The organism is Paenibacillus sp. fava2, assembly GCF_058313675.1.
Window position 1 is genome coordinate 1,075,298 of record NZ_CM177755.1, and the last position, 16,216, is coordinate 1,091,513.

The 16,216-nt window shown below is 54.5% G+C and carries 13 protein-coding genes; 10 read left to right on the forward strand and 3 right to left on the reverse strand.

The genetic code is table 11. From position 1 onward, the window contains the following. Positions 1 to 2: 2 nt before the first annotated feature. The 8 genes from aroB to AC4G46_RS04755 all read left to right on the forward strand — a co-directional run bounded on the left by aroB (position 3) and on the right by AC4G46_RS04755 (position 7,371). Positions 3 to 1,142, forward strand: coding sequence for a 3-dehydroquinate synthase (aroB, locus tag AC4G46_RS04720; RefSeq protein ID WP_491126907.1), 1,140 nt, complete (start codon positions 3 to 5; stop codon positions 1,140 to 1,142). Between the two features lie 284 nt (positions 1,143 to 1,426). Continuing rightward, entirely contained in the window at positions 1,427 to 1,825 is a 399-nt protein-coding gene (locus tag AC4G46_RS04725; protein WP_260510150.1) for a Na-translocating system protein MpsC family protein, read from the forward strand. Positions 1,826 to 1,933: 108 nt separating this feature from the next. Further along, on the forward strand, positions 1,934 to 2,710 hold the full coding sequence (locus AC4G46_RS04730) for an ABC transporter ATP-binding protein (protein ID WP_090716006.1): 777 nt from the start codon (positions 1,934 to 1,936) through the stop codon (positions 2,708 to 2,710). Between the two features lie 176 nt (positions 2,711 to 2,886). Beyond that, positions 2,887 to 3,660, forward strand: coding sequence for an ABC transporter permease (locus AC4G46_RS04735; protein ID WP_491128791.1), 774 nt, complete (start codon positions 2,887 to 2,889; stop codon positions 3,658 to 3,660). Between the two features lie 42 nt (positions 3,661 to 3,702). Next, the gene (locus tag AC4G46_RS04740) at positions 3,703 to 4,749 is read left to right on the forward strand and encodes an ABC transporter substrate-binding protein (RefSeq protein ID WP_491126908.1); all 1,047 of its coding nucleotides are present in this window, start codon (positions 3,703 to 3,705) and stop codon (positions 4,747 to 4,749) included. Positions 4,750 to 4,793: 44 nt separating this feature from the next. Further along, a complete protein-coding gene (locus tag AC4G46_RS04745; protein WP_491126909.1) occupies positions 4,794 to 5,432 on the forward strand; it encodes a cysteine hydrolase family protein in 639 nt (212 codons plus the stop codon). Beyond that, positions 5,429 to 6,907: an MFS transporter gene (locus AC4G46_RS04750; protein ID WP_491126910.1), complete on the forward strand. Its 1,479-nt coding sequence runs from the start codon at positions 5,429 to 5,431 to the stop codon at positions 6,905 to 6,907. Before AC4G46_RS04745 ends, AC4G46_RS04750 begins: the two co-directional genes overlap by 4 nt. A gap of 134 nt (positions 6,908 to 7,041) precedes the next feature. Further along, entirely contained in the window at positions 7,042 to 7,371 is a 330-nt protein-coding gene (locus AC4G46_RS04755) for a hypothetical protein (protein ID WP_491126911.1), read from the forward strand. A gap of 426 nt (positions 7,372 to 7,797) precedes the next feature. Here the strand turns inward: AC4G46_RS04755 and AC4G46_RS04760 are convergent, their stop codons facing one another. From AC4G46_RS04760 to AC4G46_RS04770, 3 genes are read right to left on the reverse strand one after another with little or no spacing between them, the layout of a single operon-like run. Beyond that, on the reverse strand, positions 7,798 to 9,705 hold the full coding sequence (locus tag AC4G46_RS04760) for a hypothetical protein (protein ID WP_491126912.1): 1,908 nt from the start codon (positions 9,703 to 9,705) through the stop codon (positions 7,798 to 7,800). A gap of 57 nt (positions 9,706 to 9,762) precedes the next feature. Then, entirely contained in the window at positions 9,763 to 10,686 is a 924-nt protein-coding gene (locus tag AC4G46_RS04765; RefSeq protein WP_491126913.1) for a hypothetical protein, read from the reverse strand. After that, positions 10,679 to 10,831, reverse strand: coding sequence for a hypothetical protein (locus tag AC4G46_RS04770; protein ID WP_491126914.1), 153 nt, complete (start codon positions 10,829 to 10,831; stop codon positions 10,679 to 10,681). Before AC4G46_RS04770 ends, AC4G46_RS04765 begins: the two co-directional genes overlap by 8 nt. Positions 10,832 to 11,007: 176 nt before the next feature. On the opposite strand from AC4G46_RS04770, the gene AC4G46_RS04775 reads away from it, so the two are divergent. After that, positions 11,008 to 12,813, forward strand: coding sequence for a vWA domain-containing protein (locus tag AC4G46_RS04775; protein ID WP_491128792.1), 1,806 nt, complete (start codon positions 11,008 to 11,010; stop codon positions 12,811 to 12,813). Positions 12,814 to 12,826: 13 nt separating this feature from the next. Continuing rightward, a complete protein-coding gene (locus tag AC4G46_RS04780; RefSeq protein WP_491126915.1) occupies positions 12,827 to 16,216 on the forward strand; it encodes a tubulin-like doman-containing protein in 3,390 nt (1,129 codons plus the stop codon).

Below are 16,216 nucleotides of genomic sequence, written 5' to 3' on the forward strand. Positions count from 1 at the left end.
CGATGTCCCGGAGCTTCGAGGTTGTACTGAAAAAGAGGGTCGATCACTCTTACGCAATTGAAATTGGTGAAAAGCTGTTTCCCTCGCTGATCCGCGATCTGCAGCTGGGGCTTGTCCCCGGCGTAAGCAAGTTTGCTGTGATTACGGATTCTTCCGTTGAGCCGCTGTACGGGCGTCCGCTGCTGGAGCTGCTGCGCGAGCATGGCTTTGCGGCAGAGCTGTTCGCCTTCCCTGCGGGCGAGAAATCCAAGACCCGCGAGACCAAAGCGCTGCTGGAAGACCAGCTGCTGAGCCATTCCTACGGGAGGGACTGCTGCATCATCGCAGTAGGCGGCGGGGCGGTTACGGATCTGGCCGGTTTTCTGGCCGGAACCTTCGGCCGCGGGGTTCCGAGCCTGAACTATGCAACGACACTGCTGGCAGCGGCCGATGCATCCGTCGGCGGCAAAACCGGCGTGAATACGCCGGTTGCAACCAATCTGATTGGCGTTTTCCATCAGCCGCGCAAGGTGTATATTGATCTGGCCGCCTGGCGCACGCTTCCGGTCCGTGAGTTCCGAAGCGGTCTGGCCGAGACGATTAAGCATGCCTGCCTGGCGGATGCCGGATTTTTCCGTTATCTCGAGGAGAATATCAGCAGGGTTGTTACACCGGACGGTGAGCTGATCCTGGATCCTGAAATCTGCGAAGAGATTGCGCTGCATAACTGCCGGATCAAATATGAGGTAGTCCAGCAGGACGAGCATGAGAGCAATCTGCGGCAGATCTTGAACCTCGGCCATACGGCCGGGAGGGCGCTGGAAGCGGTCAGCGGGTATGAACTGCTGCACGGGGAAGCTATTGCCGTGGGGCTCGTAATCCAGGCGAGACTCGGAGTGAAGCTCGGGTATATGACCAGTGATGAAGCCGGGCGGGTCGAAGCTCTGCTGCGGAGGGCAGGCCTGCCTACGGAAGTGCCTTCGTCCATTACGAACCGGATGCTGGTGGAGAAGATGTATACCGATAAAAAAGTGCGCAGCGGACAAATCCGCTTTGTTTTCCAGGATGGGATCGGGGCGATGAAGTCATTTGCGGATGGCTCTTATTCTGTTCCGGTGGAGGAAGATACGATAATGGCGCTGCTGCAAGAGCTTCGCGGCTAAAAGATTCCGCTCCTGTATACCCTAAATCCTCCTTCGCTTACAGGGGACGAGTACAGGTCAGGGAGTGGCAGGGGTATCCTGTCAGACTCGGGGGCATTTGCATCTGTATGGATTAATGGGAATCTTGTGATACTATACCTTACATTTAAATGCTTTTTATTTCTCTGAGTTAATAAATATGACATTATTTCGGTTGACAACTCTATCTTTTTATCTATAATGATGTATAAGTGATAGGTGATAACACGGTTTTCGGTTCTTGTGTAGTATTATGTAACATTACTATGAGCTATAAAGGTGTGATCGCCATGATCGCTTCCGCTGGACAATGGAAACAGGATATTCTAAGGGTGTACAACGAGATCAACAAGAAGCTGTTCAACGCTGGCGTTAAGCAGCAGAAGGTCGATTTTGTAGGGAACAAGATTATTATCTTATCCGTTAACAGCCGGGTTCCCGTTCTCAAAGTGCTTGATACCCATCATGCTTCGGCCGGACGCGAGATTAATCTGGTGCTGCATGAAGTGTTCAAGAAGGAGATTAAGCAGGCGTTTATGGATGAATTTCAATTGAATATCAAGGCCGTTCTTAAAGATTATGATGTGGAGACCGAGTATTCCGGTACGATCATAATTTTGGAGAAGGACCTGGAGCAGTACCTGAACGTTACGTTGGAACTCTGATCTGTCATGAGAGCCGGCCTGCCGTCAGTTTTCAGACATGAGCCCTTGGGCTCTGTCTAAAGCTGACGGCTTTTTGCATATTTAGAGACTGGAAAGCGAGGCGATGGGATGAAGACAAAGATTGAAATTGCCGGAGTAAGCAAGTGGTTCCGCCGGGATGGGCAGGAGATTATCGCTATGCAAGAGACGAATCTATCGATTGAAGAGGGCAGGTTCGTCAGCATCATCGGCCCCAGCGGCTGCGGGAAATCGACACTTTTCAATATCATAGCGGGTCTCATGCCTCCATCCACGGGCCGTGTGCTGGCTGACGGGGAGGATATTATCGGAAAGACCGGGCATGTGGGCTATATGCTGCAAAAAGACATGCTGCTGCCTTGGCGGACGATTCTCGACAACATCATTCTCGGAATGGAAATCCGCGGTGTGCCGCGCAAAGAAGCCGTAGCCCGGGCCCAGCCACTCATGGACCGCTACGGGCTGAAGGGGTTCGGTGGGCATTATCCCGCAGAGCTGTCCGGCGGCATGCGGCAGCGGGCGGCGCTGCTGCGGACACTGCTGTATGACCGGGATATTATTTTGCTGGACGAGCCCTTCGGTGCGCTCGATGCCCAGACCCGGCTGACGATGCAGAACTGGCTGCTGGAAATCTGGGAGGACTTCCGGAAGACGGTGCTCTTTGTCACCCATGATATTGACGAGGCGATATACCTGTCGGATGACATTTATGTGTTCTCGGGACGTCCCGGAAGAATCATCTCCAAAATTTCGGTGGACATGCCGCGCCCGAGGCATATGGAAGATACTGTGTCTGCTTCTTTCATGGAGCTCAAGGCCCATCTGCTGGATCTGCTCTCCGGCAAGCCGTCTGCTCATATTTCCTGAAGGGCAGATACCTGAAGGAAGCCGGATTAATTAATACTTACAACCTTAAGGGGGAGAACAGAATGGAGAGTGTGCAAAAGAAGGGGTATATCATCCACAAGCTTGAAGCTGCCGGGCCGGCGGTGCCCAGGCCGGAGAAAAAGCAGGTGGAGCCGTTCATTCAGGACGAAGAAGCAATGGTCCGCCGTACCAAAAGGGTAATCAGTTTCGGACGCCTGACAGTCGCCCTGCTGATTGTACTCTGCTGGGAGCTGTTTACGCGGATCGGCTGGATGGATGCGTACTACTGGAGCAGTCCGGTGCGAATTCTTACCACAACCTGGACGCAGATCACGCAAGGGACGCTGCTTGAGGATATCGCCTACACCTCCAGCTCAACGATTCTCGGATTTGTAGGCGGCACTCTGATTGGATCACTGCTGGGTCTCTCCTTCTGGTGGTCGCGTAAATTTGCCGGAATTAGCGAGCCGTTTCTGATCCTGCTGAATGCCATGCCGAAGCTGGCACTGGCTCCGGTGCTGGTCATTCTGCTTGGTATCGGATTCTTCTCGAAGGTGGCGCTGGCATTTGCCATGACAGTAGTGGTCGCCGCCTTGTCGGCGCACAGCGGTGTACAGAGTGTGGACAAGGATATGGAGAAGCTGATGTACTCCCTCGGCGCCAAGAGACATCAGGTGTTTACAAAAGTAGTGATTCCGTGGGCAATGCCGTGGATGATCAGCAGTCTACGGATTAATATTGCCCTGTCGCTTGCCGGAGCCATTGTCGGAGAGTTTATTGCTTCAAGCCACGGGATCGGGCGGATGGTCATTTATGCCGGAACGATTCTGGACATCAATCTGGTCTGGGTAGGGGTTGTAGTCCTGTCAGTATTGTCCATGGTGATGTATATGGGAGTCGTGCTGCTGGAAAAATGGCTGTCCAAAGGTTACGGAATGAAGAAGGCGTAGCAGAAATCATTATAGATTATTTATCCAAAAGGGGAGAAATGAATGAAAAACACACGTAGGTTCAAGCTGCCCGCCGTCCTGCTGGTTATCTCCGGTATGATTCTGCTGTCAGGCTGCGGTGCCGATGGGGCCACTGATGCCGACGCCGCCACTGCAGATAAGGGGCTGAAGAAGCTCATCATCGCCGAGCCCCTTCACTACACCGGTTATCTGCCGCTCTATGTCGCCCAGCGGGAAGGCTATTTTGAGGAAGAAGGGCTTGAGGTGGAAATGCTGCAGGCTGCGGGCGGTGCGCATGTCACATCGGTAGTCAGCGGGGATGCGTGGGGGGTCATCGGGGGGCCGGAGTCGAACGCCTTGGCGAACATCGGCAATTCGGATCCGATTATCTCGGTAAGCAATGTCGTCAACCGTGCGAATGTCTATCTGATGGCCAAAAAGGGTACGGCACCGGCAGGCGGTTCGAATGAGGAATTAAAAGCTTTTATAGAGGGCAAAAAAGTAAATGCCGGACGGCATGGAGGAACACCGAATCTGCTGACCCAGTATTTACTGCTGGAGCTCGGTCTTGATCCCAAAAAGGATGTACAGCTGCTGGAGCCGGCAGACGGCTCGACGGTTGTAGCGATGGTGCAGCAGGGAGCTGCGGATATTGCGAACGGTGCAGAGCCGCAGATCAGTGACGGGATGGAGAAGGGGGTATGGGACGAGCCGTTTTATAAATTTCATGACATGGGTGACTATGCGTATTCAGTCCTTAGCGTGAAGAAATCGACGATTGAAAAGGATCCGGAAACGGTTCAGAAGGCAGTAAATGCAGTCGTTAAAGCGCTGAAGGTGATTCAGGAGGATCAGGAGATAGCAATGAAGGTGCTGAAGGCCGAGTTCCCGACCCTTTCGGATACGGCAGCGCAGGCTGCGCTTGACCGGGCGTTCGAAGATCAGCTGTGGAGTCCGGACGGGATCATCTCGGAGGAAGCGCTCGATAAGGATATGAATGTGATGATCAAGACAGGGATTTTTAATGGCGAATATACCTACGACGGGCTTGTGGATATGCAGTTCGTCAACAAGACAAACGGGAACTGAGCATGTAGCAACGGGGTTCCCCCAAATAAAGAAGAGGTGACGATATGGAATTAACAGCAGATCTGATTATGCCGGAAAGAACAGCGCTCATAATAGTAGATGTACAGAATGATTATTGCCACCCGGAAGGTGTGCTTGCCTCAGGAGGGAATGATGTATCCGCTGTAAAAGAGATGATGCCGCGGCTGCACGGGCTGATTGCGGCGGCAAGAGCGCATGATGTCCCGGTTATTTATATCCAGACGTTCCATGAAAGAGCCACGGATTCGCAGGTATGGGTCTCGCGTTCCGGACGCGGTTCGCTGGGGGTATGCCGGAGGGGGAGCTGGGGGGCGGAGTTTTTTGAAGTAACGCCGCTTGCGGATGAGATTGTAGTCAACAAACACCGTTACAGCGCCTTTATCAATACTCGGCTCGATTCTGTACTGCGGACGCTGCGGATTGAAACGCTGATCATGACCGGAGTAAGCACTAACGTATGTGTGGAATCAACGGCGCGCGACGGCTTTATGCGGGATTACCATATTGTACTGGCAGAGGATGCCTGTGCCTCGTACTCCCGGGCGGCGCATGAGATGACTGTGGAGAACATGAAGGGCTATTTCGGCTTAGTCTCTTCGGCAGCTGAAGTAGAGGAGAATTGGAACATCTGGAGTCAGTCTGCACTGCAAAAGATTCTATGAATTCCCCGGCTAAGCGGGTAAACCTTTCACCCGTAAAGGTAGTCATCTGTCTGGGCGCATTTCTGTCCAACCTGTCTGCCGGCATGTTCAATATCGCGCTGGTCGATATTTCAACGGATTTGAATATCCCGGTGGCCTCCGCCCAGTGGGTGGTGAGCATCTACCTGCTCGTCATTTCGGTACTGCTGCCCGTGATGGGCAGACTGGGGGATATGCTCGGGCGCAGGAAGGTGCATAACTTCGGCCTGTTTGCTTTTGCATTCGGAGCGCTGGGCTGCGCCTTGGCTCCGAATGCGGTGCTGCTGCTGGTCTTCAGAGTCATTCAGGGAGTTGGCGCCTCGATGTACCAGGCCACTAATATGGCCCTGATTGTCTCTGTGTTTCCCGGGGAGCAGCGGGGGCGGGCGCTCGGTCTGATGAGCACTTTTGTAGCCGCAGGCTCTATGGCCGGACCGGCACTTGGCGGCTTCCTGATCCAGTGGTTATCCTGGGAGAGCAATTTCTGGCTGCTGGCCGCAGTAGCCGGAGTTGTAGGGGGGCTCGCGCATCTGCTAATTCCTCCGGATATGGAAACAGCGGGAGGCAGACTGAATCTAGGCAGAGCCGTCTGGTTCGCTGTTGCCCTGTCTGCGCTGATGCTTGCTCTGGATCTCGGCGGCCGGACTTCGTTCTTATCACTGCCGGTGTTGCTGCTGTTCGCGGCTTCGGCAGGAACAGGTGCCGCTTATGCCTCTCATACCCGTGCAGCGGGCCGGAGGGAGAAGCGGCCTGTTGTTGAAGTGGAGGCTAAGGAGTCCGTGGAGGCTGGCCCGGGGTTTGGCCGGGATAGGCCAGCTTCTGCAGTACCCGGAAAAGGAAGATTTGCCGACCGAAACTTTGTCATGGGAATTGCCATTACGGTGATTACGTATATGACGGCTTTTACAGCACAGCTGGCTCTGCCTGCGGTGCTGCGGCTGTCCGGGGCCGAACCTGCTTGGATCGGTTTGATCATGATCGGGTATCCGCTGGCACTTGTGGTGACGGCCCCGTTAAGTGGGGGGATTGCAGACCGCAAGGGCCCGCTCGGCATTCTGGCGGCCGGACTTCTGCTCATGAGCGCCACACTGCTGGCGCTGGGGTTCGCCGCCCCGGCGCTTGGTGCAGGCTCGATGTTCCTGCCTGTGCTGCTGCTGGGTTGTGCGATGGGTATGATAACCTCACCCAACACCAGTATAGTTATGGGTCTTGCCGCCAAAGAAAGGCTGGGTATGGTCAGCAGCATACTCGCATTATCCCGTAATATCGGGATGATGCTCGGCACGGCGGCAGGCGGCCTGGTTATTGGAGGCGGGATTGCCGGAGAGGGAGGGACATACAGGGCTATGTTCCTGGCCTGCGCGGCAGGCGTGGCAGCCGCCTGCATCTGGCTGCTGTACTCCTTCCGGCGCAGCGGCAAGCAGGAAGGTGCGGAGCTGCGCGGCTCGGCGCGCTGAGCGCAGCAGGCTGTCTCGTACTTAAATGTTCCAGAGATCCTTCATTATTGTGCATATATAAACCGGGCGAAATGCTGAATCCGCTATTTCCATTCTGGGTAAGTATAGGGAAAGGATATTCAGGAGGGATAGACATGGGTAACCCGATTAAGGAATTTAAGAACAGCCTCGACGGCCTGAAGCAGTCGCTGGATGGAGTGAAGCAGTCGGTAGACCGCCTCAAAAAGCCGGTGGATGAGGTGAAGGCAAATGTCCAGGTGACGCTGGATGAGGCGAAAATCAGGCAGGCAGGGGTGAAGTCGGAGTTCGGCCGGATGAAAGCCTGTGTGCAGGAGACAAAAGCAGTGCTGGGTGAGGTCAAGGATACCGTCTCCGCCGCCTCGGAGGTTCTTTATGCGCAGAAGCGCTATAGACGTCTTATGGGACGCGGGAAAAAGTCAGACATTGCCGGTTCAGCAGGATAATCCCGGCAGGGTGATGTGATTTTTGGAGTACCTGGATGAGCTGGAATGGACGGTGGTGGCGGGATGTGTCTGGAACATGTGAGCGGGGATTTGCGGGAAAAAGCAAGACTTGCTGGCTGCGGATCTATCAGACTGAGATGACGTTATACACCTAATTTACGGTACGGCTCAGCTCTAACGGACTCCAAAGCCTTTATTGCCCGCCTATACTCAGATAACCCGGCTTGGTGGTATAAATAAGTGCATCCGGGTCCGTTAAATGGGAGAGTCACCGCAAAACCGGCATTTAACGTCATCTGTGTCCGTTAGAAATTGCTGAACCTGACGTGGACAGGGATTCAGGATTTACACAGTCAGCATATCTTCTACAACAACAAACAGAGCAGCGTTCCTCGGATGAACTGAAGAATCGCTGCTCTGTTTTATTTAGTCCAAACCGGTATTGGAATTCGTGCCGTCACCTGTATCATCCGAAGCCGGATTCGAATCCGCACCTGCATCCGGGTTTATATTCAGACCGGAATCCATATTCGGATCCGTACCCGTTTCTGCACCGCTTGAGTTGAGACTCTCGAGTGAGTCAACAACGAATACAGGAACATACTGTTCACCGGCTCCCGTCCCAATATAATCATTGCTCCCCTGGTACTGCCCTGTGACCAGAGCAGAGCCTGTGAACGAACCGGCAGCACCTTGTAGAGCGAAGTAACGACCGTCAGCGAAGCCGGCGCTCCGTCCGCTATTGTCGATATAAATTTCCATACCCAGCTTCACGGTTTCGTACGGATAAAGCTCCAAATCGTTAGCGGAGATAAGCGGAGGCTCTGTCACCACCTGCCGGATTCCGGCAAACTGATAGCTGCCTTCACCTAAAGTATACACTCCGGTCTCGCCGGACGCGCCGTCGCCAGTATCTGCATTGGCTACGAGAATGGAGGCGTCCTCTGCCTGTAGCTCATAGCTGTCACCGGCAAAGGTGAACAGTACAGAAATGCCCTCAGGCTTAATCTGATAGGCTGTAAAATCAATGCGGCCGTCATCCCGGCTCCCCTGGGCTACCACAACCGGCACTTCGGCCACTGCAGCCAGCCGGTCGTCAAAAGAAATGCCGCTTAGCCGCCCGAAGTCCGGAATAATGTCTCCTGTCCGGGTGGAGCTGATTCCATCCTCCTGCAGATCGGCATAGTACAGCCTGCCGCTGTTATCTATACCGGCTACAGCGATTTTCGCCCCATACTTAGAAGTAACGGAAGTTACCAATACATATTTCCCCTGCTCATCACCGCCCGGCAGCAGACGGACAGGCTCTGCCGTATTCCAGGCCAGCTGCGCAGCGGCTATCCCGGCTGAAGTATCCTGAAGCGGAGTGAGGCTGCTATACAGCTGAATCGCTTCAGCATACTGTCCGTCCCGGACCAGCCGGGCCGCACTCGACAGCAGCTTTGAGGTGCTGCGTTCAATGGAGGCCAGCACTTTGGAAGTGCCGGCATCAAGTCCTGCTGATGCAGCATAGTTACGGTAGGCCACCGCATGTCCGGCAAAAGCCGATACATTCTCGCCTTCAAGATCCTTGCCGAGGATAAGCCGTGCGCTTTCTTCCGCCTGCTCCTGCACCCATGGAGCTGTATAACTGTGACTGCTGTAGGCCTGTGCCATGGATAAGGCGCTGTCCAGCATAGGCTGGAAGCTTCCGGCAGCTGCCAGCACCTTCAGCCTGGCAACGTCATGGGATTTGAAGCCGGCTGCCAGCAGCTCATCCTTGGCCTCTTGACCTCCATAATATGCGTCCGGAATCAGCAGCAGGTTCCATTTGAAAGTCTCACCGGTATCATCCCCGCCACCGGCCGCAAGCTCAGCCAGAAACTGGTCTTTGAATTGCCGGAAACCGCCCGTAAGCTGCGCGGAAATTCCCGACTCCTCCGACAGCTGGCGGTAAAAGCTCTCATATGGCCCGCCGCTGATAAAATACTTGGATTTCAGGCTGAGCAGAGCAGCATAACTCTCCATGAATCCGGAAAAATCTTTGGTTACGAGCTGATCTGCAGATGTACGGACCAGTGAGTCCAGACCGCTGCGGATCGCCGTAATCGGTGCCAGCTCCATGAGCCGTCCGGCAATTTGTTCCTCTTTATAATGGATAGAAAAATTATCCGCCGCCTGACGGTACAGCCGTTCGGCGGCAATCAGATCCCCGGCAGCGTACAGCCGCTCAGCTTCCTGCACCATCCGGAGCTTGTCTTCGATCCGCAGCGCCTTCGAGATGAGCAGCCCCGCCATACATATACACAGAATGATCATAATATTCCGCAGGGTTATGGCTTGTTTGAACGTCATAGTATAGTAGCCCCTTTTTTCGAAAATACAGCATGCCTGAATCTCCCGGCACTCTATCTAAAAATCGGGGTCCCAGCGGTATTTCGCTTCTCTGACTTCCGCTACCTTCTGGTCAAGTCCGTTCCAGGCCTCATACGGGCTGGCGGAGATCAGCTTGGATAGACGCAAAAAACGGTCCTTGGGCAGATCCTGAATATATCTTCCGATCAAACCGGAATAGAGCAGTACATAGCTCTTCAGGCGTACAGCCGCCCCGGCAACACCGGCCAGAATGTCTCTGCCCTTATCCATTTCGAGAATCTGCACCTCATAATTTTTGACATAGCGGAGCGTGCGGTCCTTGATCAGCTCGGGCCGGACCCGGGCAATCTCACCGATATATTCGGCGAGCAGCGGCTCGAAATCACGCAGCAGCAGCTGCTCCAGCTCCAGATTCATATCCTTGCGCAGCTGGAAGCCGTGCAGCAGGGCTACACGCTGGCGGGCGATCCGGTCACCGCGCAGCAGGACGGAGATTTCGCGCAGCTTCTCATAAGCCAGCACATCATCCTCGCGCAGTACGGCGACGGCCTCCTGCCGGTTCAGCTCCAGGCCTTCCCGGATGCGGTCGACATTCCGGCCCAGCAGCTCGTTGAGGGAGACAAGATTTTCATTCTGCCGGACTTTCCGCTGCATATAGTAGAGAGCTGCGATGAGCACAGCTCCCCCGGCGCCGCTGAGTGCCATCTGCTGCAGGCTCTGGCCGAAGTAGACCGCAGCCAGGGTAAGCAGGAGGAGCAGCAGCAGGCGGGTCTGCATCTTTCGTCCGGCAAGCGCTGCAGCCTGCTGCAGGGCCGGTCTGAGCGCGGCGCGGCCGCATTTGAGGCAGCGTTCTTCGCCCAGCGCCGTATAATTGCCGCAGTGCCGGCAGATCCGCAGCTTGTTATAGGCGTAGCGCGGAGCCTTGAACGGCCGGAAGGTTACGGGTCTTTTTTTAGTCACGGGATGCTGTCCCTCCGTTCAGGGCGGCGAGCAGCCGCTCGTCGATATCGTCACGGGTAAGCGGACTGCGCCGCCTTGAGGCATAAATTGAAATTTGAATGACGGCATATAGAAACGCAATGCCGAGCAGGACGTATGAAATCATGGAACTCTTCCTTTCATGCAGGCCTAAAGTTGAAGTTTACAATGTTTAATTATATCATAATGGCATGCTATTGACAGAATTTAGCTAACTGCTGCAACGTCTCTATTACCGAATATAACACAAGAGGAGCCATCTTTATGCTTCGTACACAGCTTTGCCCCAGAACAATCAAGAAAATGCTGCAGAGGCTGATGCCTGTACTGCTGCTGATCCTGTGCCTTACGGCATCGCCGTTCACCACCCTGCGTGCTTCGGCGGCTTCGGCCGGTTCGGCTGCTTCAGCGGCGGGCCCGTCCCGGATTGATGCAGTGCTGCTGATCGATGTCAGCAACTCCATGAACAAGAGTGACAAGAACAATATCGCTGGTGAGGCGATGAAGATGTTTATAGATATGCTGTCCACCCAAGGTGATAAGGTCGGAATCGTAGCCTACACCGACAAGGTGCAGCGCGAGAAGGCGTTGCTTGAAATCGGCTCAGCCGGCGACAAGCAGGACCTGAAGGATTTCATCGACGGGCTGAACCGCGGGCCGTACACCGACATCGCCGTCGGTATGGAAGAAGCGGTCAAGGTGCTTGAGAACGGCAGTGACCCCACCCATGAGCCGATGATCGTCATGCTGGCTGACGGCAACAATGACCTCGATGAGGCAAGCGGCCGGACGCAGAGCCAGTCTGACCAGGAGCTGTCCGCTGCGGTGGATGCCGCCAAGCAGAAGGGCTACCCGGTGTATACTATAGGGCTTAATGCTGATGGCAAGCTGAATAAGGATATTCTGGCCGGTCTGTCCAATGAGACAGGCGGCAAATCGTTTACGACGAATTCCGCGGATGATCTGCCGCAGATTCTGAGTGAGATTTTTGCCAGCCACCTGAAGCTGAAGATTGTTCCGGTCCAGTCGATCACGGCGGACGGCAGCTTTCAGGAGGTTACGGTAAATGTGCCGAACAGCAGCGTGCTGGAGGCGAATATCTCGATTATGTCAGCACAGCCGGTGACTGCGAAGCTGACCGATCCGTCGGGCAAGGAAGTGGCGATCCCGTCAGATGATGTGCTGCTGTCCAAGTCGTCCACCTATAGCCTGATTAAGCTGCTGTCGCCGGAGCAGGGAGACTGGAAGCTTCAGGTGAAGGGTGTTCCCAAGGATAAAATCGACATTAATCTCGTATTCAACTATGATCTCGAGCTCAAGATAGACGCACCTCCGTCAGCAGCGTACAAGAAGGGCGACACCATCGACATCGTCTCCCACCTTTACAGCAACGGTGCTCAGGTAACACTCAGCAATTTGTATCAAGATATGAATGCGGTGCTGCTCGCTACGGACCTCGATACGGGGACAGTAGAGGAGCTTCCGCTGGACAATTCCGGCGCAGAGTTCAAGGGTTCTTTTGAAATAAAAGAGAGCCATACCTACGAGCTGAAGGTCCGTGCGGAGGAGAGCAGCTTTTACCGTGAAAGTGATGTGCTCAAGATCGACGCGAAGACAGGGGCTGTAAGTACAGCGCCTGCTGCAGGCAGCGGAACCACCGGAGAAGAGCCGCTTCAGCCAAAAGAATCCTCAAATACCCTGTACTTTATCATAGGCGGCGTACTACTGCTGCTCATAGCGGCGGCGGCAGTATGGATGCTGCGCAAGCAGGCCAACCGCGGCTTTGTCGGGCAGATGGTCGTAGAGGTGCTGGACGGCAACACCGGAGAGAAGACGTATCCGCAGTACAAGAAGCTGTCCGGCTTCCGCGGCAAATTCACGCTGCACCAGCTGCTCCAGCTGGCTCCTGAACTGAAGGAGAGTGAGAAGGTCATCTTCACACCGGGCAAAAACGACCGGCTGCTCCTGCGCAGCAGCGAGGGAATTACAGTTGAGAGATCCGGGCGGGCGGCTGACGCTTCGCGCGGGCTGGAGCTGAAGAGCGGGGACCGCGTTTCGGTGCCGCTGCAGACAGTAGACAAGACGATTCTGTTGGAGTTTTTAATATAGAGGGGGAGAACCTATGAAACCGGTAGTAAGAGAGCATATTCAGCAGCTGGACGTATCGCTCGGCGGGGGAATCGTCAGCGACAAGATCAGAGTGGATACCATTGACAATCCGATCCTGATCATCGGCCTGGGGGGCACGGGAATTGATGCCCTGCTGCGCCTGAAATATCAGATTAACCGCCGCTTTAAGCTGCCAGAGGACCCGATTTCCAAGAAGAAGCGGGATAAGCCGGACAACGTGGAGTTTCTGGCTTTTGAAACGAATGAACAAGACCGAGGCAAAAAATACAAAGGCATCGGCCTTGACCCGCAGAGTGAATTTGTGTTGCTGGCAAATGCGGAAATCGGCGGTCTGCTGCAGAACAGAAGCATCCTTGATCCGTATATTACGGAATGGCTGTCGCCTGAGCTGAGCATTACCGATGGCATGAACGGGGCCGCCGGTGTGCGCCAGGCCGGACGCCTGCTGATGTTCACCAAGATCAACCAGGTCGTCGGCGCGATCGACAAGAAGATCAAGACACTGTCCGTAGGCACTAACAAAAAGCTGATGGTATTCCTGCTTACCGGCCTTTCCGGCGGGACAGGCAGCGGTTCATTTCTCGATATCGCCTATATTGTGCGCGGGATTATTGAACGTGACTACGGTGCGGCGGGCATCGACCGGGTCAATACACTTGGTTACCTGTTCACGCCGGACGTCAATCTGTCCAATAAAAGCCTGAGCGAGCACACCCGCGAGTATATCCGCAAGAACGGTTATGCGGCGCTCAAAGAGCTGGATTACTGGATGAATGTGGACAGCCGGGGTGAGCGGTTCCGCCAGCAGTACGGCAATATTTTGACCGTAAATTCACCGTTGCCGCCGTTTAACCTCTGCCATCTGATCTCTGCAACCAACACAGAAGGCAAGCTGCTGGAGAATGCCTATGATTACTGCATGAACGTAACGGCTGAGAATATCACGAACTTTATGGCCAGCGAGGAAAAAGCCTCCGGCGAGGAATTCGCCATCCATGACTATATCAGCAACATCAACACGAACATTGCCCAGATGAACAAAACGTATCCGGCCAACTATCAATACAACATTATCGGGGCTTCGTCGGCCGTGCTGCCGATTGAAGAGATGACCACTTATCTGGCCTACCGCCTGTTCGACAAAATGGACAAGATGTTCCAGCAGGCTCCGGGCCAGGAGGACGTCGAGAAGTTTGCCCGCAAGCTGGGCATCGATCTCGATACGATGATCAAAACGTTTGAATCACGCGTACCTGAACCGCTGCCGGGCTATCAGAACAGCGAACGGCTGAGCCACGCCAATGTCATCAAGAACCAGGTTGTTGACATGGACACTGAGCTCGAACAGAGCTTCCTGTCCCGTGCGCGTGAGGAATATATCAAGGCCAAAAAGCAGCTGCCGGGCGAAATCACCGGACGGTTCGGCGAGGAGCTGGAGCGCATTTTCCTGCATCCGGAGCAGGGTCCGTTCTATGTGTCCCGCCTGCTCTATACCGAGAAGGGCTTCTGCATTCTGAAGCTGATCCAGTCCTATATCGAAGCGCTGCGCGAGAGCCTGCTGCGTCTGCCGCGTGATATCGAGACGGCCCAGGACAGTGCGGAAGAGAAGCTGGGCGATGCGCGGAGCGCTTTTGTGTCCAAAGAGAAGAAGAAGAATGCTTATATCGAAGCCAAAATCAACGAGTACTGGCTGCATGCCGATGTGGAGCGTACGGAGCAGATGATTCAGTTCTACGAGGATCTGTTTGAGCTGCTGAACGAAGAAAACAGCCGGATTTACGGGGTGTTTACGGAAATTCTGAGCGCATTGAGTACGATTTTTGAAAAGAACGGGAACATTCTGCTGAACGGTGAAGAGCAGACCGACCACCGCGGCAACAAAACCTACTATTGGAATATCGTCAACGTGCCGGATATTGCAGCGAACATCTCCAAGCTGATGGACCAGAAGGACGGGGACGATCTGATCCGTGACTTTGCCCGCGAAATGCTGAAGCATTCCGGACGCTGGGTGAGAGAGCAGGAGATTGATATCGTACGCTCGATTTCCGAGTTCCTGACCGACAAATTCGGCGATCTGATCACCCGTTCGATGGAAGACTTCCTGGTGATGAAGTACGGCCGCGAGGAGCCGCTGGACAAATTTGTGGAACGGATTATCGCAGGACGGCTGGATGAGGATGCGGTGCCGATTTTCCATCTGAGCAACAGCTCGGGCAGCCTGCACTTCCCGTCATGGGGTTTCGTCTCCGTGCCGGTTAAAGCGCCGGGCATCCTGAAGGGGATCCGTAATTACCAGAACAATGCGCTCGGCAAATCGCAGTTTACGATCAAGGAGAGCGAGGTCAAGAACCGGATTTTCTGGCTTAACACCCGTAACGGTGTGCCGCTCTTCGTTTATACTCCGCTAAGAGTATATGAAGAGAACTACGAACGCACCATTCTAGATAAGGAAGGCATTGGCCGCCATCTGGTGATGACCGACAAGAATAACTGGACCTATCTGCCGTCCCCGATTCCTGAGAAATCATGGGGCGACACTTATGTGAATGACCGTGTGCGTGAGTACAACGCCAGAGTCCGGGCTGACTTTGCACGGGCGCTGGATACCGGAGTCATTACGGAAAAAGGGCTGGATGAAAATACGAGCAGCCGCTACTCTGTTGTCTTTACCAAGCCGTTTGATCTCGATAAGCTGCTGAGCGGATATGACCTGCAGCTGGGCGCTTCCCGTCCGAACCTCGGTGAAGTGAAGAAGGCAGCGGATGAACTGCGTTCGCTGCGTGAGAACGGTCTGGAGCGTGAAGGCGTGAAGGATATCTTCGGCAGCATCAACAAGGAGATGGCTCAGGAGAACCTGATCCGTTCGCCGCAGCTGATTGCCCGTGTGCGCGAGGAGCTGGCTAAATATGAGGCACTGGCAGCCAAGGCTGCCGAGCTGGATGTGCTGCTGCGCCAGTATCTGGATGAAGATAAATGGCTTGACCAGTTCATCGAGGCGCTCTACACCGATACCATTGTCAAAAAAGGCGCGCTCTACGTCTACGACCGCGACGAGGAAGAAGATGCCTGGGAGCCGTTCGCCAATCTAATGAAGGAACGCAGCTACGTGGAATATGCCGTCTACCGTCATTTCCGCGCTCTGGATGAGAAGAGCCGGAGTGTGCTGCTGCGCAAAGCGGCACGCCGTTCCGGAGAAATGACCGCAGCCGAGGATGTAACTCCGCTGCTCTATAAGCTGGAGGGGCTGTATGTCTCCTTCCTTGAAGCGCGCGACAGTCTGGAATACGAGCGGGTAGAGCATGCCGACGGCGATGAAATGTACGGCTTCTACAAGAGTCTGACCGGGAAGCTGGCCAGCATCCGCAGAAAGCTGAAGTAA